The following is a 24,720-nucleotide window of genomic DNA, read 5'->3' as shown; positions in this document are numbered from 1 at the left end:
TCTGACTATCTTTCCATGCTAAATAGTTAGCAAATAGGGATCTAAATTCTGCTTCTTCGCTTTCCATAGAAAGCAATCTTAATAATTTTAACCAACTTTACAAACTTGTCCTACACCCTAAATTCTTCAGCATGAGTTGCAATCAAAAATTGTATCTTTTTCTGCTGCTTAAAATAATTAAGAATTTTTCTTTGAAGATTAACATGTAAATGAGCGTCAGGTTCATCAAATAGAATAGTCGTAATCCCTGGATACCCATAGAGAAAAGCCATTAAGGTCAAAATTTGGTGAAATCCACTTCCCCCCGAAATAATATCATAATCTTTTCCATTCGGCCTATAAGATAATTCAATATCAATACTCTCACCTTTTTCATATTGAGGAGGATTTAGTTTTACCCCAAACCATTCATTAATTTTATCTACAATTTCCTTCCAATCACTATTGTCTTTAACGGGAGCTCCTGACTTGTCAATTACTCTAAATAATAAATTTCGAAGAACTGAACCAGGTTGTGCCTTACCAACATTTTTACGAACATTTGCGTCATCATACCAGATTTCACTTGGTTCTAATCCAGAAAAAGGGGGTACATAAACTATTCTGGGGAAATCGACACTTTTTTCCAAAGCACGAAAATCAGCCCAACCAGTTGCAGGAATTGCATAAACAGATTGTGGAGATTGATATCTTAATTGAACACTTAGAGATCTGTCTATATTATCTTCCGTCCTCCAAAAAATTTCAATTTCCACTAAAATATATTCTGGTTTCTGCTTTTTCGTTCCATCTATTTTAGTGTATCGTCTTTCCGTTTTATCCTTCCACAGCAATAAAAATTCAGGTAACGGTAACGCAGTAAAGTTGGGTAATACTATTTGAACACCATTACTGCCACTTCTTTTTGCTCTTCGAAACTGTTCTATACAATACTGCCAAATAGCTAATGCTTGTAACAATGTACTTTTCTCACTATTGTTAGCTCCCACCAATAAATCAAAATCAGTAAGATTGAACGTTTCATCTTCAATCCGTTTGAAGTTTTTGAGCCGAACTTTCTGTATCATTTTTTTTCCTTTTTCGTAATGTATAAACAAAATAATGAAAAATTTCAATGAAAACGCTACCTACTTCTTCAATCCTTCCAACTCTTCTCTAACAAAATTCATTAACTCTGTGATGTAGTCCTTTGAAAAATCAAAGGGAATGTTGGCCGCTGCGTAAATTTCACTGATGGGAGCGGTATAGCCCAATTTGAGGGCATTTAGATAGCCTTCCAACCCCTTTTGCGGATTTTGTTTGTAGTTGCGCCATACGCCTACGGCACCTAATTGCGCCATGCCGTATTCGATGTAATAAAACGGCACTTCGTAAATGTGCAACTGTTTTTGCCAAATGTATTTTTTAAAATCCTCAAATCCGCTCCAATCCGTCACAGAATCGCTGAATTGTTCATAAATTTTCAACCACTTGCTTTGACGTTCTTCGATGCTGTGCGTTGGATTTTCGTACAACCAATGCTGAAATTTGTCAATGGTGGCTACCCATGGCAGGGTTTCGATAATAGATTCCAAATGCTGGATTTTGGCCCGACGAAGGTCTTCTTCGTTCTCAAAAAACACGTTCCAATAATCCATCGTCAATAGCTCCATGCTCATCGAAGCCAATTCAGCCACTTCAGCCGGTGGATTTTTGAATGAATTCAGCAGCAAATCACGCGTTACGAAATTGTGTACGGCGTGGCCACCTTCGTGCAGAAGCGTCACCAAATCACGGAGATTAGAGGTAGCGTTCATGAAAATAAACGGTACACCGATTTCCTCCAACGGATAATTATACCCTCCCGGCGATTTGCCCTTGCGCGATTCCAAATCAAGACGCCCCATGGCTTTCATGACGCTAAGGTAATTGCCCAACTGCGGGTCAAGCTGCGTAAAACAGGTAATTGTTTTTTCCAGCAATTCTTCGCCCGTACTGAACGGCTTCAACGGCGGGCGATTTTCGGGGTCCACTTTCAAATCCCACGGACGCAGTGTGTCCAATTGCAACGCCTGTTTGCGCTCATTAGCCATGTCGTTGAGCATGGGAACAACAGCCTCCGCTACGGATTCGTGAAAATTAAAACAATCCTGTGGGGTATAATCAAAGCGACCCAAAGCGGCAAACATATAATCGCAAAAGTTGGCAAAACCTGCATTGATGGCCGTTTGATTACGAAGGTCGCGCAGACTGTTAAGCAGTTCATCCAATGCCACTTTGTCTTCCAACCGACGCGTTTGAATTTTTAGCCATACTTGTTCGCGCAGGTCACGGTCCGTCGACTGCAAAAAGTCAGATGCTTTCGGAAGCGTTATTTCTTCGCCATCTACATTGACCGTCATTGCGCCTATCATAGCGCCGTATTTGGCCTGTTCGGTTTGAATTTGGGTTTGAAGAGGAATATTTTCTTCGCGAAAAATCTCAATGGCTTTTTTCATACTGCGAAGAGCCACTTCAAAGCCGGTATCTTTCAGTTCGTTTAAATAGGGACTTTCCACTGCTTTTTTGTCTAACTCGTTGCCGTAAGCACTGAGAAAAGGTTGAAAGTTTTCCACAAAATCGTTGAATTCCTGTTGATATTGCTCGCTGGCGGTGTCGCAGGTCATGCGAATGTAACGCCACGCAAAATTTTCGGACAGATACGATTCCAACTCGCTTTTGTCCAAAAACCACTGCCGTAAGTCTCCGACAGAATGGATGGAACGATTTTTAAGGTTTTCGTAAAATGGCTGAAGTTTTTCCCAAGTTGTTACTGAAAATTCTTCGCCCAAAAATTTTCGAGCCGGGCGTTGGGGTATGGTAAGTGCTGACATAAAGCTAATTTTGCAATGTTTTAGTTCTGTTCACTAACAAAGGAAGGCGAAAAATGGTTTTTCTAAAAACGAATGCCCAACAAGCGGTTATGCGTTAATTGTTATCCGTTAATTGTATTTTTTCACACAACTGACTTTCAAGACATTAACAAGTTGCTGTTTTATTACTAAATACTATGCTACTCCCTATTTTTCTTGTTCTCGGAACGTTTATTTTTATGGAAGGCTTTGCCTGGTTTGCCCACAAATACATCATGCACGGCCCCATGTGGAACTGGCACGAGTCGCACCACGTCCACCACAAAGGTTGGTGGGAAACCAACGACCTCTTTGGCATCATTTTCGGCGTCTCGGCTACAGCCCTGATTATGGTAGGCTCCGAAATAGAAAACCTCAGTTGGCTCATATACATTGGGTTCGGAATTACGCTGTACGGCGTTGCTTATTTCCTTTTTCACGATGTGATTGTGCATCGTCGGGTCAAAATCAAATTCAAAACCAACAATCGCTACTTACAGCGTATCATTCGGGCGCATTACGTACACCACAAAGTCCATGAACGCGAAGGGGCCGAAGCCTTCGGTTTTTTGTATGCGCCTAAAAAGTATGAGAAGCCAGAAGTGAGAAGTGAGAATCACAAATCGGAAATCAGCAATCAGCAATCATAAATATTTTCTCCGTGGTTTTTAGAAAAGTAGTTTCGGCAAAGGAGCGTCTTTTGTTAGAAAATACTTTATACGAATGACAAAATATTTCTACCTCTGCACCCTTCTTTTTGCCATTGCTATCAGTTCGTTTGGCCAAAAAAAGAAAAAGGTTGCTGCTACCAAAGACGCTATTTTGGTTTTTTCTAAAACAAAAGGCTTTCGACATGCGTCCATTCCAAAGGGAAAAGCAGCTTTGATGCTCATGGGCGAACAAAACAAATTTGCGGTAGATACCACCGAAAATGCCAGCGTTTTCACGGCCGAAAATCTTAAAAAATACAAAGCAGTTGTGTTTTTGAGTACCACGGGAAATATTCTTGATGATGCCCAACAGGCCGCTTTTGAGCAATATATCCGCGGTGGAGGCGGTTTTGTGGGAATCCACGCGGCAGCTGATACCGAATACGATTGGCCTTGGTACAATCAATTGGTCGGGGCTTACTTTTTGAGCCACCCCAAACAACAAAACATGGAAGTAGCCGTGAATGACAAAAATCACCCGGCCACCGCAATGCTTCCTGACCGTTGGAAACGTTTTGATGAATTATACAACTACAAAAGCATTATAATGGGGATAAAAGTATTGGCGACCCTGGATGAAACCACTTACAGCGGCGGCAAAAACGGAGTCAATCACCCATTCATTTGGTACCGTGAGTTTGACGGTGGACGTTCGTTTTACACGGGTGGCGGTCACACCGATGAATCGTTCGTGGAGCCTTTGTTTGTTCAACATTTATTAGGAGGAATTGAGTACGCAATGGGACGCAAATCCGTGAAGAAACCGATGTAAGGGGTTACATTGGAAATGAGTACAATCACTTAAACAGACAGATCATAAAATGTGGTCTGTCTGTTTATTTTTTTAAGCAAATTGGTTAGGGTTTTCCTTCTGAATTTTGAGAAATTTTCGGTACTTTACACAAAACTATATTTCCACGTTCCGTCGTATGAAGATAAGAGGCAAAAGTGTATTCAAGTACCAAATACACACCCCAACCACAGTTCAAATGCTTCTTAGCCCCCGACGTCAGGAAGGACAATCAGTACTAAAAGAAGACTTTAGAATTGAGCCTTTTGTCCCTTTTTTTAATTACAATGACAATTACGGAAACCATTGTGTACGGGCGGTGCTACCCGTAGGCAATCTTACCATGACTACCGAGATAGAAGTCTTGGTAAATGATGTAGAAATTCCTGTCCATCCTTTTCCCCCTTATATACTGGTAGAAGACCTGCCAACGGAAATATTGATATATCTTTCACCAAGCCGTTATTGTCAATCCGACTTATTTGAACTTCAAGACTTGGCCTCGTGGGTGGTGGGAAATGCCGCTTGGGGCTATGAGCAGGTAGAAGCCATCAGAAGTTGGATTTATCAAAATGTTCGCTACGAATACAACACTACCAATTCCACAACCACCGCACTGGATTTGGCGCGCCAACGCGTAGGCGTGTGCCGCGACTTTACCCATTTGGGCATTGCCTTGTGCCGAACTTTATCCATCCCCGCCCGAATGACCGTGGGTTACTTAGACAAGCTCAATTTCATGGATTTACACGCTTGGTTTGAAGCCTACGTAGGAGGAAAATGGTACACATTTGATGCCGTACAATCCGAAACTCACGGATACCGTATTGTACTTGGCTACGGCAGAGACGCCGCCGACGTGGCTATGGTCACTCAGTTTGGCAGCGCCACTCTCAATTCACTGGAAGTGGAAACGGAGTTGTTGGAGGAGTAACAAAAGATTATTGCTAAAGATAAAAAAACGAGATTTTCCGAAGAGAAATTTAAGGATAATAGTCGCTGCTTCATTTGCTTATTCTCCCAAATACAAATACCCAAAAGCCCATTTTCAGAGACAAACACATTAAAGTTTTTCAGAATAGTTGACCAATTGTGCCTTGTTTTTAGGACTTGGAACAATTTCTGGCTGCGACTTTTCGCTCTTTAAGCACCAAAGCACTTTTTTATGAATGAAATAGTTATTGATTTCAGCAAAGTTCACCAGATACACGTTTTTGGAATTACCATTTTGGAGCCTTCCACAGTCCTATCCAGTCTGGCAATGACTGCTATCTGCCTATATGCCTTTTTCCGACTCAACAAGCCGAGGCACGCTCACAGAATGAACCAACAAACCCGGTATTTCTTCCTTTTTATGGCCATTGCTACGGCGATTGGCGGTGTACTGGGACATGGTTTTTTATATCTGACCGGCCAGCTTGGCAAAATTCCGGGCTGGTTTGCCAGTATGATTGCAGTAGCACTTTTTGAACGAGCTGCCATTTGGCACATCAAACCGCTGTTACATCAAAGAGGAGGATTACTTCTGGGCTGGCTTAACTATGCGGAGCTCGTCATTTTCTTTGTCCTGACCATTCTCACCCTCAACTTTGTAGTGGTGGAAATACACGCCTTCTACGGTCTTTTTTTAATGCTTTTTTTAATAGAAATCTACGTTTACAAAAAGAAGAAAGACCCGGGCAGCGTGAATATTTTTATCGCTACTTTTTGGGGAGCAGTTGCGGCCGGCCTTCACGCCCTTAAATTCAGCATCGGCCCCTGGTTCAATTACAATGACATCAGTCACCTTGCCATGGCCACTTCGATTTGGTATTATTACCTGGGTGCCGAACACATGACCTATTATGGGAAGGGAAAAATTGTCCCTGAGGAAGTTAGTAACGACAAAGCGTAATTGAATCAGTAGTGAAAATGTAAAAATCACCACTACAGTTGATTTTTTGAGACCGAAACCCTTTTCCAATAAATCCATAAAAAAAGCCCATTCTCAGGGCTTTTAATAATCAAAAAGGGTAATCGTGTTGTTAATGCGCTTTCAACTTCTCTTTAAATACCTTGCGGAATTTTTCCACTTTGGGAGCAACCACAAATGCACAATAACCCTGACCGGGATTATTCGCAAAAAAGTTTTGGTGATAGGCTTCCGCTACGTAAAACTTCTCTTCTTTTACGACTTCCGTTACGATCGGCTTGCTGTAAGCCCCCGAAGCGTTCAGTTCTTTGATGGCTTTTTCGGCCAATGCTTTTTGTTCGGCATCGTGATAAAAAATAACCGACCGATACTGCGGCCCTACGTCATTGCCTTGGCGGTCTTTGGTGGTTGGGTCGTGTACTTTGAAGAACACTTCCAACAACTCCAAATACGTCACTTTTTTGGGGTCGTACTTGAGTTGGACACATTCGGCATGGCCGGTGGCTTTTCCGCATACCTGCTCGTATGTCGGATTTTCCACAAATCCACCCGAATAGCCTGATACTACTGATTCAACGCCTTCCATTTCCTGATAGACTGCTTCGGTACACCAAAAACATCCCGTACCAAAAGTCGCCGTGGCTAAGCCCGTGAGGGTTTTTGCTTTTTCTTCCATCTGTTCAATTTTTTTTGCCGACTGTCCACACGATGACAGTGAAGAAAGAGCCAGCGTTCCGAAAATAATTTTTTTAAGGATTGTCTTCATATTGCTTGTAACAAAAAAGTTGTCATTAAGTTCGATATAGATGTCACCATCTGTGTACCTGTAAATACATACGGGAAAACACGTATTTTTAACGAACTTTGCACCGAAAAGTTTTGTGATGCAAATTTTCAACTTTTACTTTACACCAAATGTCGGGTGTCCGACATATCCTTAAAAATGATTCGAACCGAACTTTCAACATTAGGCGAATTTGGGCTGATTGAACGTATAAACCAGCAATTTACCCCCACACTGCCCCAAACAATAAAAGGAATCGGCGACGATGCCGCAGTCATTGACACGGGAACTGATGAATATCTGTTGGTTTCAACCGATATGCTGGTCGAAGGGGTTCATTTTGATTTGAGTTATGCTCCCCTCAAGCATTTGGGCTACAAAGCTGTGGCAGTAAATGTATCGGATATCGCCGCCATGAACGGCACTCCCCGTCAAATTACGGTTAGTGTAGGATTAAGCAACCGTTTTTCAGTAGAGGCAATTGACGAACTTTACGCGGGTATTCAAGCGGCCTGCGAAGCCTATAAAGTGGATTTGGTAGGAGGTGACACAAGTGCTTCCCGTTCCGGTCTGGTGATTTCAGTTACGGCCATAGGGGTGGTACAAAAGGACAAAATCGCGTACCGAAGCGGCGCAAAACCCAACGACATTATTTGTGTAACGGGCGACTTAGGTGCCTCCTACATGGGCTTACAACTTTTGGAAAGAGAAAAACGGGAGTTTTTAGAAAACCCCGATATGCAACCCCAATTGGAAGAAAAAGCGTATTTGGTAGGTCGTCAGCTCAAACCCGAAGCCCGTACTGACATTGTCTATGAACTTCAGGATGCAGGGGTGGTACCCACGTCTATGATTGACATTTCGGACGGATTGGCTTCTGAAATTCTGCATTTGTGCAATCAATCGGGAATGGGAGCGCAGGTTTTTGAAGAAAACATACCCATTGCGGACGAGACTTTTTTAACGGCCGACGAGTTCAAAGTCAGCCCTTTAACCATTGCCCTTAACGGAGGCGAAGATTACGAGTTGTTGTTTACCATTCAGCAGGGTGATTACGAAAAAATCAAAAACTCGCCCCACATCAGTTTTGTAGGTTTTATGACGAATGACCCACAAGCCGTAGAATTGGTCACCAAAGCCGGCGGACGCTTTCCCATTCAAGCCCAGGGATGGCAACACTTGAACAAATAACCCGCACAATCAACCCATTTAACATTTCAATTTTTCATCTATTTATTTCACAAAATCTAACCAACTATGGAAATTCTTGTACGAGCGCACTCCGGTCTTCGCTACGTAGTTTTGGCGCTTTTGATAGCGGCTATTTATGTTGCCTTTACCAAACGCAGTCAGCCCAATGCTCCCTATTCTAAAGTCTATCTTTTTGCGATGATTGCCACGCACACGCAGTTATTGATCGGGCTTGTTCTTTACGCAATGGATTGGGGAGTAAAAGTACGTTTCGACATGATGAGCGATAAACTTTACCGTTTTTATACTGTAGAGCACATCGTCGGAATGCTGATTGCCATTGTCCTTATTACGCTTGGACATGCTCAGGGCAAAAAACTGAATCACGGCAAAGTCTTTTCTTATTATTTAGCCGCTCTGATTCTTATTTTACTTTCCATTCCTTGGCCTTTCCGCAACTTAGGTGCCGCGTGGTTTTAATGGTTAAAGTTTCGAAGTAGGAAAAAAACAGGAAGTAGGAAATCAGAAGCTAAGATTTTGTTTTTCCTACTTCCTGTTTTTTCAACCTCTTACCACACGGCCGGCCTTGTTCTTGCCTCACACCCTTCCCTTATCTTTCTCCAAACAGCCGTTTACTAAACAATCCTGCATTTTTTGTCGGACGAATTTTTAAATTTCGTATATTAGCCTTGGTTTCATCTCTTTAACCCTTCCCACCCATGAAACACTGCTACGCGATTGTTGGATTGATGTGTTTGTTTTCACTGTCGGGATTAGGTCAAGCTAAACTATTCCACGGCAATTGGTACGTTGGAACAGACGTTGGAATTTTTAGTAGTCAGACCCGAATGATAGCGGGAGAGCTGACAAAATATACGTCCGGCAGTTCCGGAATAATGCCCATGTATGGCATAAAAATCGGAAAAGTTGTCAACCCTTTTTTATCGGTGGAAACCGGCGTTTACTCACTGCCTATTAATCTCGTTTATATCTATCAAACCAACCGAGTCGTGGGCACCAATTCGATGCAGTTCATGAGTTTTCCGCTGCGTGCCAATTGGCGCGTTCTGGTTTTCCACGACCAGCTCGAAGCTCATCTCGGAGGCGGGCTTCAATACGTATGGGGCACTAATCAGTTACCTCAACAATTTTTCAACGGCGTGGTCACAAGTCGCGGGCATACGTGGACTGATTCATTGGTATATGCGGGTTCAGCGGGGGTAATTCGCCAACACTCCATCAATGCCGAGGCTACGGTAAGTTTTAATTGGGCGTTATCAAGACGGTGGACTTTGAGCGTGTATGCCCGTCAAATGATGGGAATGATGAATATAGCCCACGTAGATATTGCCATTAAAAACAATCAGGAACCCACCGAAAATGCCCAATTTGTATCTCGGGGGGCTGGGTTCACTACTGGGATTGGAATAAGGTACAATCTCACGCCCCAACGTCGCCTCCAATAGTCATCCTTCCTAAAATGACGCACGACCCTAAACAGCTTCTGGAGAAATTAACGGAATTTCCGCACCGAGGTGTCGGCAGTAAATCCAATGCAAAAGCGGCGGAAGTGATTGCGGAAGAATTAAAAAGCGCTGATTTCGGCGTGGAATACCAATCCTTCCGAACACCGCCCACCTATCTTCCCATTGTTTATTGGCTGATTGGCGGAATCACCGTTGGACTTTTAACAGTTCAGTGGCTCAGTTTAGCTTCCGTACTCATTGTGGCGGTATTTGCAGTAAACGGGCTTCTTTATTTTGATTGGCGTCCTTCCTGGCTGATGTTTTTACCGCCTTTGGTAAATGCTAAAAATATCATTGGACGATATGTACCTACGGGCGCAAAAAGCAAGCTGATCCTAATGGCTCATTACGATTCGGCCCCGGTTTCGTTTTTGTATCGTCGTCAAACCAAGGATGGCTTTCGGAATTCCATTCGTTCTTCCATGATTTTGATGGCTTTGGCAACTCCAGTAGCAGGGCTTAGTTATCACTTGCCAGAAAATCAGTATTTGCTCATTATCAGAGTCTTACTTTGTATTTATTTCGTTGGTCAGGCGGTACTTGGCACGATTGGGTTTTGGCGAAAAGGCTATACCAACGGGGCAAGTGACAATGCCACCGGCGTAGTAGCTGCCCTAAAAACGGCTGAATTTTTAAAAAATCAACTCAAAAACACGGAAATTGAAGTTGTATTGACCAATGCCGAAGAAGTGGGAATGGTAGGCTCGCATTATTATCTGAAAGAAAAATTCGATAAAACCCGTCTTAATTACCTCATCAATTTTGATACACTGGGCAATGGTCAATTGAAATTCATAACCCAAACCGGCAGCCTGACCTTGATTGAATACGACAATGAAATTACAAAAACAGCAACTACGTTGGTAAAAACCGACCGTCGATTTCAGAACGTAACTGCCGGAAGCTGGCACACCGCTAATTTTGACAGTGTGTGGTTTGTAAGGGCTGGAATTCACTGCGTAACCTTGGCAGCTTTGGACGAAAACGGCCTTATGCCTAACATTCGTCGACCGGAAGACACTCTCGACCACGCAGATACGCGCCCCATGCTGCAAGCCATTGATTTTGCCGTGGCAATTGCACTCAAACTGGACAAAAAGGGCTAATGCATTTGAAGCATTGTTTCCACTTGCTGTCGTACTTTCTCAAACCGCTCTTCCCACGTTCCTTCTATCAACAAATATGGAATGTTACGTTTTCCCAATTCTTCTTTAAAAACAGCAAACATCTCCGCGCGGCGATGCCCAAAATCTCGCAGCGAATCCGCGACCCAAGGAGTATCAATGTTCAACAGGCAATACAAATCGTAGCTGACTTCTCTTTCCAATTCTGTTAACTCCTGCGGAATTTTACCAAAGTACTGCTGACTGTAAATTTGGGTCGTAATCAAATCTGTATCGCAAAAGAGTACCTTATTAGCCACTTTTTGTTGTTGCTTGACCAACTCAGTTTGTTTTTTACCAATCTCGATTATTTTCTCTATTTCAAATTCGTTGGAAGTCAGTTAATCTCGGGCTACTTCGTGTGCAACAACCGTTTGAAAGTAATTAGCTAACTGATACGCCAATGTCGTTTTCCCTACACTTTCCGGGCCGTATAAACAGACTTTTTTGGTAAAATAGGGCTGTACCACTTCGGGAATGAATTCCCAATTAGCAAAGGGGTGATTCCGAATCGCAGTGGCAGAAACAGGCACTTGAACGCGTTCTTGGTCAAAAAGTACCACAGGTAATCCTAAATGTTGAGCTAAGGGAATCCCGTACCCTTCTGAACAAAATACGCCCTCAATATCTGGAAACGTCTGATGAATAAACTCCGCCCAAAGTTTGGTAGCATCAACGAGCGGCAAACCATCGTCAGGAATATCGTCTATGGCCTGAAACAATTCAATTCGGGGATTGTTAGCAAAAATTTGGTGTAACCACTCAAATCGAATTTCGGCAGAAATTGGGTCAGTTTGCGTATAGCTCATCGAATCGATAACCTGTTCGCACTGCGACAATGCAAACTCTACTAAGGCCAAATGTCCTTTGTGAAAAGGCATAAACTTCCCAAAAATCAACCCTTTCTTCATTGCTTTTTATAACCTTTTAATTTAGTACAACAAATAATTTTCAATTTAAAACTATAACAATTAATACAATATTTACTGTTGCAGATACATTGTTTATATGCTTTATTTTTAATTTATATCCCAAATTAATTCATTGTCTTTTAGGTACACAAAACCCCTATTCCTAAAAAAATAATGGAAAAATATTTTTTATTTGATTATGTTCATTTATTTTTGGTTATAAAATTATTTTTTACCGACCTAAATTTCTTTTTTAGGGAAAAATTTATTAGACAATCATCGGTACAAAAGTATCGACTTAGAAAGACAATGATTACTGCCTGCTTAACTGTAGGGTTAGTCTTTGGAGCTGTTCAATACAGCTATGCGGAAGGCGTTTGGTTTGGAACTACTAACAGAATTATCGCCTCATTTTCGTGGAATAGCCAGTATCAAGTAAGAGTTGAATACAGTTATTATTTTCTGGGAATCCGGATAAATACTTGGACTGAGGATATTTCTTGTGCAGAAGCTGGTGACAAAGGTTATGAAATTTAAGATAATTCCAATTTTTATTAGAACCACTATTAATATTATGAAGTTAATAGTGGTTTATTTTATTAGTTTATTGCCTGTTTTTTCTCAAAAAAAGCTATCTGGTCAAGTAATAAGCCAGCAAAAAGGTGTATCTATTCCGTTTGCCATTATCACAGATGAACATCGTAAATGGGGTATAAGAAGCAACGAAAATGGACAATTTATTATTGAAAACAGTAACCTCGGTGATACTTTATTCGTTAGTTGTTTGGGCTTTTTTGACACTCGTTTACCTGTCTCTCAATGGAAAGAGCCAATGAAAATTATTTTACAGGAAAAGCCTATTAATTTACCTGAGATAATTGTAGAGAATAATCGAAAAAAACACCAATTATGGTTAGGTTCTAAACAGGAAACAACTACATTAGTCACTGGTCAATTTACTTATGCCACTATTCAGGAAATGGCCTTATTAGTTCCAAATTATACACAGTCAGAGGGATTTATTCAAAAAGTAGGCTACTGGATTGGAGGTGTAGGAAAACATAAAACTCCTTTTAGAATTCGGATTTACAAGAATGAAAAAGGAATGCCAGGCGATGACTTGTTACAAGAAAACTTAGTAGTTCATGCACGAAGTCGAAAAAGTTGGTTTGATGTGGACATAAGTAAATACAATATTTCTATACCTGAAAATGGTTTTTTTGTAGCTATGGAGTGGATTAATTCTAATAACCCCAAGTATGGTTATGATGTCATATGGCCTAATAAAAAAGTTATTACTTACTATGGTCAAAATATAGGAAAGACATTAGAGTTTAATGAATACCTTGGTCGAATCAGAAACAATGGCGGTCAATGGAGAATAGATAATAAAGATACTATTTTTAAAAATCCGATGATACGAGTACAAATTCAGATATACGAATAATAACATTTGTACACTTCCCTTTTCTTCATTGCTTTTTATAACCTTGATACTCCTTCGTCCAATTGTAAGCCCCAAAAGCGGCAATAAAACAAAAAATAAAGTACAGCAACCCGTAAAGCTTTACGTCTTTAAGATAATACATGTAAGTAGCAATAGCATCTACAAATAACCACACGTACCAAGCCTCTATCTTCTTCCGAATCAGCATGAACGTTGCTATTATACTCATAACTGTAGTGAAGGAATCCATGTACGGAAAGGCCGTTGGTTTGCTAAACAATTGAGGAAGCCACTCGTGTAGATTTTTGGCAAAACCACCCATGATTAAAGTACAAACTACCCCTCCTAATCCCAACAGAAGCCACTGACTCATTGATAGTTTACTGATTTTGAGTTCGTTTTTGAGGTTAGCCTCATCCGACTTAGGGAACTTCCACTGCCACCAACCGATAAGATTGGTAATAAAAAAGAATACCTGCAAGAACATATCCGGATAAAGCTGAATCTGATAAAACAGCACAAAGGCCAACACCACATTAAAAAGGCCGATAATCCAACTCCATACGTTTTCGCGCGCCGACAACCACACTGCAACAGCACCGATGACCGTAGCCCAAAACTCTAAATGGCTCATTTTGTAGCCCCAAGCTTCAAAAAAGATGTTGTCGATATTGAAAAAACTCATAGTTCGGTCGTCTTTTATTTTGAGTAAATGTATTCGTACGTAAAAAGAAAAAGAATTTTTTAAGCTTAATAGTGCAATTTTGGCTCGAAAAAATCTATTTTGCACCACATAACCTATAATGAACCATCTCAATAGTCAATATTATGGCAAAATCAGCAAAAACTAAAAAAGAAGTCGTAGCCGAACCGCCCGTACCTAAAAAAACCGGAAAAAAGACCGAAGTAATGATTGAGCCTACGGTAACCGATGCTGAGTTGCAAGCAGTCGAAAACTATTCGCGATTTTCGGAATTTGATATTTATTTATTCAAATCAGGCAAACACTATAAGCTATACGAAAAACTGGGTTCTCACGTCGCAGAACACAAAGGGGTTATTGGTACCTACTTTGCCGTTTGGGCACCCAATGCTGAATACGTTTCAGTGATTGGGAACTTCAACGGCTGGGAACGGGGCAGTCACCCACTTAGCTCACGCTGGGATGGTTCTGGTATTTGGGAAGGCTTTATCCCCGATATCGGACGCGGTGAGGTCTATAAATATTTCATCAAATCAAGCATTGAAGGCAGAGAACTCGAAAAAGCGGACCCCTTTGCCCTGTGGTGCGAAATTGCCCCCCAAACGGCGTCTGTCGTGTGGGACACGTGGTATGAGTGGAAAGATGAGGAATGGATGCGCGAACGTCGCAAACACAATGCCCTCAACGCCCCCATGTCTGTATACGAAGTTCATCTTGAATCTTGGGTACGTGACCCATCCGAGCCCGAGCGTTTTTTAAGTTTTCAGGAAATCGCGAATGCGATGGTGCCTTACGTCAAAGAAATGGGCTTTACACACGTGGAGTTTATGCCCATTATGGAAGCACCCTATCCTCCTTCGTGGGGGTATCAAATCACCGGTTACTTCTCCTGCGCTTCGCGTTTGGGTGCTCCCCAGGATTTGATGTACCTCATCGAAAAACTTCACCAAGCCGGTATCGGAGTATTAATGGACTGGGTTCCTTCTCACTTCCCCGGCGATGCCCACGGGCTTTACGAATTTGACGGTACGCACCTCTACGAACACGCCGACCCGCGCAAAGGGTACCACCCCGACTGGAAAAGCTATATCTTCAACTACGGTCGCAATGAAGTTCGTTCGTTTCTGATTTCCAACGCCCTGTTTTGGCTCGACCGCTACCATACCGACGGACTGCGGGTAGATGCCGTTGCGTCGATGTTGTACTTAGACTATTCGCGCAAACACGGTGAGTGGATTCCTAACGAATTTGGCGGACGCGAAAACCTAGAGGCGATTTCGTTGCTGAGAGAAATGAACGAAGCGGCTTTCAAAGCGTTTCCCGATATACAAACCATTGCCGAAGAATCAACGGCTTTCCCGGGAGTTTCACGCCCTGTCTATTTGGGCGGTTTAGGCTTTGGCATGAAATGGATGATGGGATGGATGAACGACACGCTCAAGTACTTCGAGAAAGATTCTATGTATCGGCGTTGGCACCAAGACCAAATTACTTTTAGCTTGGTCTATGCTTTCTCTGAAAACTTCATGTTGCCGCTTTCTCACGACGAAGTGGTATACGGCAAAGGCTCACTTATCGGTAAAATGCGGGGCGATGAATGGCAACGCTTTGCTAATTTGCGCCTTTTGTTTACTTATATGTATACCCACCCGGGCACGAAACTCGTTTTCATGGGCGGCGAATTTGGCCAACTTCGTGAGTGGAATTTTCAACAATCACTGGACTGGCATTTACTTCAACTTGCTCCTCACAAAGGCTTGAATGAATGCGTAAAAACACTTAATGCCACTCTGAAAAGTCAACCTGCGCTTCACGACTATAATTTCTCTCCTGACGGATTTGGCTGGATTGACGCCCAAGACCGCGACAACTCCATTGTGGCATATATGCGCAAAGGCCTCAACCCGAGCGATACGGTAGTGGTAGTGCTCAATATGACCCCGACTCCGCAAAGCAACTACCGGATCGGAGTTCCGTCTTTGGGACAATGGGAAGAAATTTTCAATAGTGATGCGGGTGATTTTTACGGAAGCGGGATTTCCAACGGACAATCCATCACGGCTGAAGCCGAAAAATGGCACAATCAACCCCAATCCGTTGTATTGACCATACCGCCGTTGGCGGGAATTATCCTGAAACGAAAAGCATAATAGTTGCCTATAAAAGCTTTTTGAGCCTTGTAACTAAAAAAGCTTTTATAGGCCTTCTCTTTTTCATACAAAAATCTTTTTCGGTATCTTATTGAAAGAAAGACATTTGAGGAGAAAACCAAAAAATAGTTATTAGTTTCATCTTATTTTGTGAAATTTTTATGTCTTTCCCGGCGTTAGGACTATATAGTAGTTTTATATAGTAACCATTAACATACAATGCCATGAAAGAACGTATCTTAACTATCCTCGAAGAATTTGGCGTAGAACGCCGTACCGTTACCGAAAATGTTAACTTTGTAAAAGACTTAGGATTTGACAGCTTAGACACAGTTGATTTGATGATGAAATTGGAACAGGAATTTGGATTACGCATTCCTGACGAAGATTATCACAAATTGACGACTATGGCTAAGTTGGTTAAATACCTGGAAGAAGAACAAAATGTAGTTTATGCCGCATAAGGCGTTTTTAACTAATACATAATAAAAGAGGATATGACTAACCGGGTTGTATCCTCTTTTGTTGTGTGTAGTAAGCTTTCATTATTTTTACTTTAGAATGAACTAACTCTATTCAAACAATGAAACCGTTTATCAAACTTTCGCTCTGCATTGCCATTGGCACATTGAGTTTTATCAGCCCTTCTGATAAAAAATCAACTTCCGGTCAACGCCTGAAACCCGACGCCGACAACGGAGGTATTACCTTACCGCAAGGATTTAGTGCCGTAACCGTCACCGAAGAATCAGGAAAAGCCCGTCACATTGTAGTCAATTCCAACGGAGATATTTTTATTAAACTCAGCGCGCTCAAAGGCGGAAAAGGAATTTTGTTGCTCCGCGACAAAAACAACGACGGCAAAGCAGACGAAACGCAAGCCTTTGGGGATTACATCGGTACAGGCATTGCTATTTCTAACGGTTATCTATATACTTCTTCCAACCAAGACGTGTATCGCTATAAACTGGTTAATGGTATACCTGATGAGGCTTCCAAACAAACCATTGTCAAAGGCCTGCCCGATAAGGGCCAACATGAATCCAAATCCATTGCTTTGGATGGAGCAGGGAATCTGTACGTAACCGTAGGTGCCCCTTCTAATGTTTGCCAGGAAAAAGACCGTCAAAAAGGCTCTATGGGCATAGACCCGTGTCCGCTTTTGGAACAGCACGGAGGTATCTGGCAGTTTAAAGCCGATAAACTGAATCAATCCCAAGCCGACGGAGTTCGCTACGCTACAGGGCTTAGAAACGTGGTAGGATTGGATTGGAACAAACAAACCGGAGAACTGTATGCCATGCAGCACGGACGGGATATGTTTGCTGCTTATTTTCCTGAATTATATCCCCTTCCCAACGGCGATGACCTTCCTTCCGAAGAGTTTCTATTGGTCAAAAAAGGCTCTGATTTTGGTTGGCCTTACTGCTACTACGACCATCTCCAAGCTAAAAAATTATTGAATCCAGAATACGGTGGCGATGCCAAGGCCATCGGTCGCTGTGCGGGAAAAGATCTTCCCATCATGGGTTTTCCGGGCCACTGGGCACCCAATGGATTGTTGATTTATTCAGGAAACCAGTTTCCCGAACGTTACAAAAACGGTGCTTTCATTGCTTTTCACGGCTCTTGGAATCGCGGTGCTAAAAATCAGGCAGGCTATTTAGTGGCGTTTGTGCCGTTGGGCAAAGACGGTAAACCTACGGGCAAATATGAAGTCTTTGCCAACGGTTTTGCGGGTACCGATACGCCATCGCCCGGAGGAGCAAAATCCCGTCCTATGGGACTTGCCCAAGGCCCTGACGGTTCCCTTTACATTACCGATTCTCAAAAAGGAAAAGTGTGGCGCGTCATGTATCAAAAATAAAAGCTCTTTTGCTTTATCGCTCTTATTTCGTCCGGATTCATTACACCCATTCACTCATGAAGCCTTTCTTTTTATTTGTATTTCTTATGCCCTGCTTTGCGTTTTCTCAGGCCAAAAACTCAGAGACACCGGTAACTCCCAATCAATTGGCCAAGGGTAAGCAAGTCTACGAAAACAACTGCATGGTGTGCCATCAGGAGACCGGTGACGGTGTTCCCGGACTTAATCCTCCTTTGGTCAAAACGGCGTGGGTGCTGGGAGATAAAACAAAGCTCATCAACGTGATTTTGAAAGGTTTACACGAACCTATCGAAATCAACGGAGAACGCTATAATAACATTATGCCCGCGAACGATTTCCTAAACGATCAGGAAATTTCTGACGTCCTTACTTTTGTTCGCAACAGTTTTGGGAATAAAGCGTCGGCGATTTCAGCAGCTGAAGTAAAAGCAGAGATGGCTAAGAAATAACGATATGTACCCTCTATTTTCGGACGAATACTACATGCAATTGGCACTCTACAAAGCCGAAGCCGCCGGTAAAGCGGGAGAGATTCCCGTAGGTGCCGTCGTAGTATGTCAACACCGAATCATTGCAAAGACCTGTAATCAAACCGAACAACTGACGGACGTTACAGCCCATGCCGAAATCCTTGCCATCACGGCAGCAGCTTCTTATTTGGGCAGTAAATACCTCAAAGACTGCACCCTGTACGTCACCTTAGAGCCTTGTGTCATGTGTGCGGGTGCGCTGTATTGGGCGCAGTTGGGACGGATTGTCTACGGCGCTTCGGACGAAAAACGGGGATATTCCTTGGTAAATCAGCCTTTACTTCATCCAAAGACAGTCATTCGTAAAGGGGTTTTAGAAAATGAAGTTGTCCAACTGTTAAAGAATTTTTTCCTCAAGCTGCGAACATAAAACCCCGGCACGGTGTTTTGCAGTCGAACGATACAATTTAAAACTATAAATTCACCAATCATCATGGCTTTTACATTAGCACCGCTCCCCTACGCTTCTGACGCGTTAGAGCCTCATTTCGACCAAACGACGATGGAAATCCACCATGACCGTCACCATAACACGTACGTGACCAACCTCAACAACGCGGTTGCAGGTACACCTAATGAAGATAAAACGATTGAAGAATTGGTAGCCGGCGCAGGTGCTATTTCTCCGGCCGTTCGTAACAACGGCGGCGGTCACTGGAATCACACGTTCTTCTGGAATATTCTTTCACCCAACGGCGGCGGCGCTCCGGTAGGTGATTTAGCGGCGGCGATTGATGCCAAATTCGGCTCTTTCGATGCCTTCAAAGACGAATTTAAAAAAGCAGCTTTGGGCCGTTTCGGTTCGGGCTGGGCGTGGTTGATCAAAACAGGCGACAGCGTAGCGATCACTTCTACCCCCAACCAAGACAATCCTTTGATGGACATTGCCGACGTGAAAGGAACTCCTATCATCGGCCTCGACGTATGGGAACACGCGTATTACCTGAAATATCAAAACAAACGCCCCGACTACGTAGATGCTTTCTGGAACGTAGTAGATTGGAACAAAGCGGAAGCTACTTTCCAAGGGGCTTAATCCATAAAAATCAATTTTTAAACACCCCGAAGGTCTAATGGCTTTCGGGGTGTTTGTTTTTTTACTACCCTTATTTTTAATGAAACAAAATAGCACAACAAGCCACTGCTTTATTTCGTTAAAAAATAAATTTGGGGTATCTGAGGCGACAAATTTGACCGTTAGATAAATTTTCAAAAAATAATGGTAAAAAAATTTTGAAAAATCGTTTTTTTTCTACCAATTTTCAGCACCGAAAGCAGCCACTCGCAATAGTGCGAGACTTAAACCCTTCGGTAAATGAAAATTATGGAAAAATTAACAGAAAGTAAGTTTGGAAAATTTGAGGGAAATGAAATAACAGGATTAATGTACCTCAAAGGAGGCGGTGAATGTACGGGTGGCGGCGGTATAAATCAAGGATCTGAAATTAGAAATGGAATTACATTTGACATTTGGAGTGAATACGATGCCGATAGTATTGGGGCTGATGGTGCAGTAACTTACACAAATTACAGAACTACTGCTTATGAACGAAAAGGAAATCAACTGTAGTTCATAATTTATTCGCAATAAAAACTTAAATTCCTTTAACAGGGCAAAAAATATTTGTAAAAATAAGTATTTTTTACCCTGCTACTCATCACTTTATCACACCTAAAAGATTTTATAAGCTTTTATTATCATAGAATAATGAAAAACTCCTCAATAAGTTTCTTTTTTGTGCTATTTTATTCTTTTTGGAGCATGGCGCAAATCCCTTCTAGATTGCAAAACTATAATTCATTGATTAATCAGGCAGAAGTTGCAATATGTGACAGCAATTATTCTATTGCTTTTGAACATTACACAAAAGCCTTCGATTTATTAGAATATCCATTTGCACAAGATATTTGCAACGCTTCTATTTGCTCAATAATGATTCGTGATTTTCAAAGTACACTACAATTATCACAAAGGCTTGTTTTGAAAGGATGTGAATTAGAGTTTTTTTATAAATCCTCCTACAAGGAGTTTAGAAAAGACAAAATAAAATGGTCTTTATTTATTAAAAAATATCCCTTTTTACGAAAAGAATTTCTAAAAAATATGACAAAAATTTAGTCATATCATTAAAAAAATGGTTGAGGCAGATCAAAATTATTATTGTGAAGCTCCAAAACAACTAACTAACAATATATTTTCTGATAGTTTATTTAAAAATGATAGCCACTTGGCTAAAGAAATAATGAATATTTTTAAAAAGCATGGTTATCCGACAGAAGAATTAATTGGAATAAATATAATAGACACAGCAATTGTTTTTTTCCCATTTTCAATGTATTAATACGGCACAATTACCAAAAAAAACGATTTGACTTTACTTCTTATCTTGAAGAAGCTGTTCATTCTGGGAAACTTAAGTCGGAGTTGTTTTGTAACTGGTATAATTTCCAAAAAGGAGGTGTTAGTTATGGAGAGCAAGGATTAGTCGAACAATTTAATTGTAATTTTTATTTATCAAAACTTTCTGGAGTAAAAGAAAAAATAAATACTAACCGCGTTTCTATGTCCTTACCACCAATTGATGATTTAACAAAAAAATAATATTTTATCATTGTATAAAAAATAGAACTTTTGTTTTTTATGCGCCTATAGGTATCATTCCAGGCTATGATAAAGAAACTGAAGGCACACTACAAAAATTTAGAACTCGTTTACCGTATAAAGTAAAAGAATGTATTTCAAAGTAATAATTAGTTGTACCTTTTATTAATAAAATTACTGTATGATTTACATTTTAGCACCCGTTTCTGAAAAATCCGTAAATATTGTGATATCACATTTACTTTTTCACAAAAAAAGAAGCTGGTGTAGAAGTGAAAAAGCTTTTTTAGAGATACAAAACAAAATTACTACTAGTAATCTTTTTACATCATTTTGGTATAGAAAAGGAAAAATAGATTATAGCAATAAGATACAACTCGAAAAACTGCAAACGTATTTAAGTTGTGAACATTTTATTGTCTCCGACTTTGTAAGCCATAAACTCGAAAAAAAACCTCACATAGGCAATTATTTTCAGCGAGTTCCCAACAAACTCTGACATTTGGAAATGGCAAAGAAAGCAGGGTTAGATACTCCTGCAATGCTGGTAACTACTCAAAAAACAGAAGCCATTGCATTTAAAAAAGAACATACTTCCATTATTAATAAGTCCATTAAAGATTCATTTACGGGTACGTTTGAGGGGATTTATTATTACAATCATACCGAGCGGGTTTCAGACGAAATCCTTGAGAAATTGGATGAGGAATTTTTCCCTACTTTGTTTCAGGAAGAAATTCCCAAAGCCTATGAGTTGAGGGTGATTTTTGTACATGAAAAAATGTGGGTAGGAGCTATCATGTCGCAAAGCGACCCTAAAACCTCCTTGGATTGGCGCAACTATAACCACCAAAATCCTAATCGAATTGTTCCTTACAAACTACCAAAGGAGGTAGAAGAAAAAATAAGAAAGTTTCCTCAACTGGCCGACCTTAACACAGGAGCTATTGACATGATTGTGAGTAAAGATAAACGTTATGTTTTTTGGAGTGCAATCCCAACGGTCAAATCAGCATGGTATCAGAAAAATGTAATTATCCAATCGAAAAATACATCGCTGATTTTTTGGCAAAATCATGAACGAAAAAGAAATGGGTGAAATTCCAGAACTGAAAGAAGTGAAGGGACTGCCCGTTACCTTCAAACTCCTGACCAAAGTGGCCGTTGATGCTGCGCCAAAGAAGAACCTGTTTTTTTACGTTTCGGCCTATCAAGGCATGGCATTAGCGGAGGTTTATACAAAACCCTATTCAAAAATTATAGATTGGCACCAATTCAATGGATAGTTCCTATTTTAGGCTATATGCCTGTTGCTTACCCGTCAAGGGCGCAAAAAGAAGCATGATTTGTGATGTACAGCGTAATAGCTTTCATTTAACCCCTAACGGGTTATACGAAATACTGACTACTCACGGCTCCCAATCCATTGAAGAAATAAAGGCCACTTATCAAAACCAATACGATGAAACGATAGAAGAATATTTTGACTTTTTGGTAACTAATGAGTTTGGGTTTTATTGTAATAAAGAAGACTTGGAGTTGTTTCCGGATATTGATTTGTATTGGGATGAGACTGCCCATATTACCAACGCTATTATTGATGTAAATCAGGAAAGCGGGCACGAATTCAGTACGATTTTAGATGAGTTTGAACAATTGGGATGTAAGCATTTTCAGTTGCGTTCTTATATCGAAAAACCACTCAGTTACTTTAATGAAATTTTGCAAAATTTAGAAAATCGACGCATTATTTCAGTTGAGTTCCTCCTCAAAGCAACCGCTGAAACTACGCTTGAAAACCTGAAAGGATTGACTGATAAATATCCTCGTATTCATACTATAATGATTCACTCAGCCCATGAAAACAGCATTGCTTATCGTGACCCTTCGGGAATGGGAAATGTGGTATTTATTAAACAGCACATTAACGACAGTTCGCACTGTGGAGTAATCAGTACCGATTATTTTTCCATTAACCTAAAAACCTTCACCGAGTCCCAAAAACAAAATACATGCCTTAATCGCAAGATTTCGATAGATGCCGAGGGGAATATCAAAAACTGCCCTTCGATGACCAAAAGCTACGGCAATATCCGCGACACTACACTCCGGGAGGCCATTGAAAAGCAAGGCTTTAAAGATGTATGGTACATCCATAAAGACCAAATAGAGGTTTGTAAAGATTGCGAGTTTCGCCACATCTGTACCGATTGTCGAGCCTATATTCAAGACCCCAACAACATCTATTCCAAACCCGCCAAGTGCAGTTATGACCCCTATACGGCTACTTGGGGCGCTGAGAACCCTACCAACAACCCGTTGCACGGTCAATGAGTAAATTTCCCTTTTATAAACAACACGATGCTATGGACTATAGCCCCACGTGCCTGCGCACAATAGCGAAACATCATGGGGTAAATCACAGTATCCAAGCCTTGCGGCAACTGTCGGAAATCGGCAAAGATGGCGTAAATCTGTTGGGAATTGCACAGGCTGCCGAGCAAATTGGGTTTCGCACGTTAGCCGTAAAAGTACCCCTAAAAAAAATGGCGACCGATGCACCGCTTCCCTGCATAGTGCATTGGAATCAAGCGCATTTCGTGGTGGTGTATCGCATCCGAAAAAATCAAATTTACGTCGCTGACCCCGCCAAAGGCTTACTAAAATACACTGCCACCGAATTTGAATCTGCTTGGGCCACCACCGTAGAAAACGGGGAGAAAGTAGGTGTGGCGTTGTTGTTAGAACCCACTCCCCAATTTTTTGAAGATGCCCAGGAAAAAGGAAAGGGCGCGAATGGAATAGGATTTTCTTATCTGTATAGCTATGTGTGGCGCTATCGGAATTTATGGATGCAGTTGGGCTTGGGGCTGTTGGTAGGTAGCGCTTTACAATTGGTGTTGCCCTTTTTGACCCAATCGGTAGTAGATACAGGCATTCAAACGCACAATCTGCATTTTATCTACTTGGTCTCAGCGGCGCAACTCATGCTGTTTGTGGGGCGAATGTCGGTAGATTTTATTCGGTCGTGGATATTGTTGCACATCAGTACGCGTATTAACCTCAGCATTTTATCTGATTTTCTGGCCAAACTCTTGCGGCTTCCTATCTCGTTTTTTGATACCAAACTCACGGGAGATATTCTCCAACGCATCGGCGACCACAGCCGCATTGAGAGTTTTTTGACGGGTACGTCGCTCAATACCCTTTTCTCCATGATCAATCTGTTGGTGTTGGGGGTTGTTTTGGCTACGTATCATCTTACTATTTTTGGGGTATTCGCCTTGTTCAGCGCCTTATACACGGGTTGGATCGTGTTTTTTCTGCGTTATCGTCGGCAACTAAACCACAAACGCTTTGCCTTGGCCTCCCAAAACCAAAGCACGTTGATTCAACTCATTACGGGGGTGCAGGAAATAAAATTGGTTCATCAGGCATTATAGTGTGTTGTCTCTAAATTGCAGATATGGATACTTCTACGATTGAAATGTTGCTTGGCTTCACTGACCTACAGGTGGAGGCGGTGGAGATACAACCCGCTCG

27 protein-coding genes and 1 pseudogene are annotated in these 24,720 nt (G+C 41.5%); 23 read left to right on the top strand and 5 right to left on the bottom strand.

Translation table 11 applies throughout. The annotated features are described in order from the left end of the window. Window positions 1–110: 110 nt before the first annotated feature. Together Q0081_RS31395 and Q0081_RS31390 are read right to left on the bottom strand one after the other, a co-directional pair. Complete coding sequence (locus Q0081_RS31395) at window positions 111–1,067, bottom strand: AAA family ATPase (protein ID WP_298363016.1); 957 nt, start codon at window positions 1,065–1,067, stop codon at window positions 111–113. 60 nt (window positions 1,068–1,127) lie between these two features. After that, window positions 1,128–2,852, bottom strand: coding sequence for a M3 family oligoendopeptidase (locus Q0081_RS31390; RefSeq protein WP_298363014.1), 1,725 nt, complete (start codon window positions 2,850–2,852; stop codon window positions 1,128–1,130). Window positions 2,853–3,028: 176 nt separating this feature from the next. Between Q0081_RS31390 and Q0081_RS31385 the strand changes: the two genes are divergently transcribed. The 4 genes from Q0081_RS31385 (at window position 3,029) to Q0081_RS31370 (ending at window position 6,264) form a co-directional block, all read left to right on the top strand. Then, the gene (locus Q0081_RS31385; RefSeq protein ID WP_298363012.1) at window positions 3,029–3,520 is read left to right on the top strand and encodes a sterol desaturase family protein; all 492 of its coding nucleotides are present in this window, start codon (window positions 3,029–3,031) and stop codon (window positions 3,518–3,520) included. A gap of 73 nt (window positions 3,521–3,593) precedes the next feature. Continuing rightward, complete coding sequence (locus Q0081_RS31380) at window positions 3,594–4,352, top strand: ThuA domain-containing protein (protein WP_310586555.1); 759 nt, start codon at window positions 3,594–3,596, stop codon at window positions 4,350–4,352. Window positions 4,353–4,569: 217 nt separating this feature from the next. Beyond that, entirely contained in the window at window positions 4,570–5,304 is a 735-nt protein-coding gene (locus Q0081_RS31375; protein ID WP_298363010.1) for a transglutaminase family protein, read from the top strand. A 231-nt stretch (window positions 5,305–5,535) separates the two neighbouring features. Further along, window positions 5,536–6,264, top strand: coding sequence for a DUF6962 family protein (locus tag Q0081_RS31370; RefSeq protein WP_298363008.1), 729 nt, complete (start codon window positions 5,536–5,538; stop codon window positions 6,262–6,264). A gap of 130 nt (window positions 6,265–6,394) precedes the next feature. Here Q0081_RS31370 and msrA read toward each other — a convergent pair whose 3' ends face one another. Continuing rightward, window positions 6,395–7,048, bottom strand: coding sequence for a peptide-methionine (S)-S-oxide reductase MsrA (gene msrA, locus Q0081_RS31365; RefSeq protein WP_298363006.1), 654 nt, complete (start codon window positions 7,046–7,048; stop codon window positions 6,395–6,397). A 177-nt stretch (window positions 7,049–7,225) separates the two neighbouring features. On the opposite strand from msrA, the gene thiL reads away from it, so the two are divergent. The 4 genes from thiL (at window position 7,226) to Q0081_RS31345 (ending at window position 10,889) form a co-directional block, all read left to right on the top strand. Continuing rightward, a complete protein-coding gene (gene thiL, locus Q0081_RS31360; protein ID WP_298363004.1) occupies window positions 7,226–8,257 on the top strand; it encodes a thiamine-phosphate kinase in 1,032 nt (343 codons plus the stop codon). A gap of 66 nt (window positions 8,258–8,323) precedes the next feature. Further along, entirely contained in the window at window positions 8,324–8,737 is a 414-nt protein-coding gene (locus Q0081_RS31355; protein WP_298363002.1) for a cytochrome B, read from the top strand. A 239-nt stretch (window positions 8,738–8,976) separates the two neighbouring features. Beyond that, a complete protein-coding gene (locus tag Q0081_RS31350) occupies window positions 8,977–9,723 on the top strand; it encodes a hypothetical protein (RefSeq protein ID WP_298363000.1) in 747 nt (248 codons plus the stop codon). A 14-nt stretch (window positions 9,724–9,737) separates the two neighbouring features. Further along, window positions 9,738–10,889, top strand: a complete 1,152-nt coding sequence (locus Q0081_RS31345; RefSeq protein WP_298362998.1) for a M28 family metallopeptidase — start codon at window positions 9,738–9,740, stop codon at window positions 10,887–10,889. On the opposite strand, the pseudogene Q0081_RS32070 reads toward Q0081_RS31345, so the two are convergent. Beyond that, window positions 10,886–11,857, bottom strand: a pseudogene (locus Q0081_RS32070) (AAA family ATPase). The gene Q0081_RS31345 and the pseudogene Q0081_RS32070 sit on opposite strands and share 4 nt — an antisense overlap. 174 nt (window positions 11,858–12,031) lie before the next feature. Here Q0081_RS32070 and Q0081_RS31330 point away from each other — a divergent pair. Then, window positions 12,032–12,394, top strand: coding sequence for a hypothetical protein (locus tag Q0081_RS31330; protein ID WP_298362996.1), 363 nt, complete (start codon window positions 12,032–12,034; stop codon window positions 12,392–12,394). A gap of 37 nt (window positions 12,395–12,431) precedes the next feature. After that, window positions 12,432–13,304: a carboxypeptidase-like regulatory domain-containing protein gene (locus Q0081_RS31325; RefSeq protein ID WP_298362995.1), complete on the top strand. Its 873-nt coding sequence runs from the start codon at window positions 12,432–12,434 to the stop codon at window positions 13,302–13,304. Between the two features lie 25 nt (window positions 13,305–13,329). On the opposite strand, the gene pnuC is transcribed toward Q0081_RS31325, so the two are convergent. Next, window positions 13,330–13,989 carry a nicotinamide riboside transporter PnuC gene (pnuC, locus tag Q0081_RS31320; RefSeq protein ID WP_298362993.1) on the bottom strand — a complete coding sequence of 220 codons (660 nt, stop codon included), beginning with the start codon at window positions 13,987–13,989 and terminating at the stop codon, window positions 13,330–13,332. 143 nt (window positions 13,990–14,132) lie between these two features. On the opposite strand from pnuC, the gene glgB reads away from it, so the two are divergent. The 13 genes from glgB (at window position 14,133) to Q0081_RS31255 (ending at window position 24,620) form a co-directional block, all read left to right on the top strand. After that, on the top strand, window positions 14,133–16,157 hold the full coding sequence (glgB, locus tag Q0081_RS31315; RefSeq protein ID WP_409034114.1) for a 1,4-alpha-glucan branching protein GlgB: 2,025 nt from the start codon (window positions 14,133–14,135) through the stop codon (window positions 16,155–16,157). A 224-nt stretch (window positions 16,158–16,381) separates the two neighbouring features. After that, window positions 16,382–16,621 carry an acyl carrier protein gene (gene acpP / locus Q0081_RS31310; protein WP_298362991.1) on the top strand — a complete coding sequence of 80 codons (240 nt, stop codon included), beginning with the start codon at window positions 16,382–16,384 and terminating at the stop codon, window positions 16,619–16,621. Between the two features lie 119 nt (window positions 16,622–16,740). Further along, complete coding sequence (locus tag Q0081_RS31305) at window positions 16,741–18,024, top strand: sorbosone dehydrogenase family protein (RefSeq protein ID WP_298362989.1); 1,284 nt, start codon at window positions 16,741–16,743, stop codon at window positions 18,022–18,024. A 56-nt stretch (window positions 18,025–18,080) separates the two neighbouring features. Beyond that, on the top strand, window positions 18,081–18,494 hold the full coding sequence (locus Q0081_RS31300; RefSeq protein ID WP_298362987.1) for a c-type cytochrome: 414 nt from the start codon (window positions 18,081–18,083) through the stop codon (window positions 18,492–18,494). A 4-nt stretch (window positions 18,495–18,498) separates the two neighbouring features. Next, window positions 18,499–18,945, top strand: coding sequence for a nucleoside deaminase (locus Q0081_RS31295; protein WP_298362985.1), 447 nt, complete (start codon window positions 18,499–18,501; stop codon window positions 18,943–18,945). 63 nt (window positions 18,946–19,008) lie between these two features. Then, window positions 19,009–19,611: a superoxide dismutase gene (locus Q0081_RS31290; protein ID WP_298362983.1), complete on the top strand. Its 603-nt coding sequence runs from the start codon at window positions 19,009–19,011 to the stop codon at window positions 19,609–19,611. Between the two features lie 279 nt (window positions 19,612–19,890). Then, on the top strand, window positions 19,891–20,145 hold the full coding sequence (locus Q0081_RS31285; RefSeq protein WP_298362981.1) for a hypothetical protein: 255 nt from the start codon (window positions 19,891–19,893) through the stop codon (window positions 20,143–20,145). 138 nt (window positions 20,146–20,283) lie between these two features. After that, a complete protein-coding gene (locus Q0081_RS31280) occupies window positions 20,284–20,694 on the top strand; it encodes a hypothetical protein (RefSeq protein ID WP_298362979.1) in 411 nt (136 codons plus the stop codon). A 16-nt stretch (window positions 20,695–20,710) separates the two neighbouring features. Next, window positions 20,711–20,917, top strand: a complete 207-nt coding sequence (locus Q0081_RS31275) for a hypothetical protein (RefSeq protein ID WP_298362977.1) — start codon at window positions 20,711–20,713, stop codon at window positions 20,915–20,917. Window positions 20,918–21,685: 768 nt separating this feature from the next. Continuing rightward, window positions 21,686–22,276 carry a RimK family alpha-L-glutamate ligase gene (locus Q0081_RS31270; RefSeq protein ID WP_298362975.1) on the top strand — a complete coding sequence of 197 codons (591 nt, stop codon included), beginning with the start codon at window positions 21,686–21,688 and terminating at the stop codon, window positions 22,274–22,276. Continuing rightward, on the top strand, window positions 22,254–22,463 hold the full coding sequence (locus tag Q0081_RS31265) for a hypothetical protein (RefSeq protein WP_298362973.1): 210 nt from the start codon (window positions 22,254–22,256) through the stop codon (window positions 22,461–22,463). Before Q0081_RS31270 ends, Q0081_RS31265 begins: the two co-directional genes overlap by 23 nt. Beyond that, window positions 22,456–23,511 (top strand): grasp-with-spasm system SPASM domain peptide maturase, encoded by a 1,056-nt coding sequence (gene gwsS / locus Q0081_RS31260; RefSeq protein ID WP_298362971.1) that lies wholly within the window; start codon window positions 22,456–22,458, stop codon window positions 23,509–23,511. The genes Q0081_RS31265 and gwsS overlap by 8 nt, the downstream gene beginning before the upstream one ends. Continuing rightward, window positions 23,508–24,620, top strand: a complete 1,113-nt coding sequence (locus Q0081_RS31255) for a cysteine peptidase family C39 domain-containing protein (protein ID WP_298362969.1) — start codon at window positions 23,508–23,510, stop codon at window positions 24,618–24,620. Before gwsS ends, Q0081_RS31255 begins: the two co-directional genes overlap by 4 nt. Window positions 24,621–24,720 lie beyond the last annotated feature (100 nt).

This window comes from Runella sp. (genome assembly GCF_027484545.1).
Taxonomy (GTDB): domain Bacteria; phylum Bacteroidota; class Bacteroidia; order Cytophagales; family Spirosomataceae; genus Runella.
This window is presented reverse-complemented; position numbering and strand designations above follow the sequence as displayed.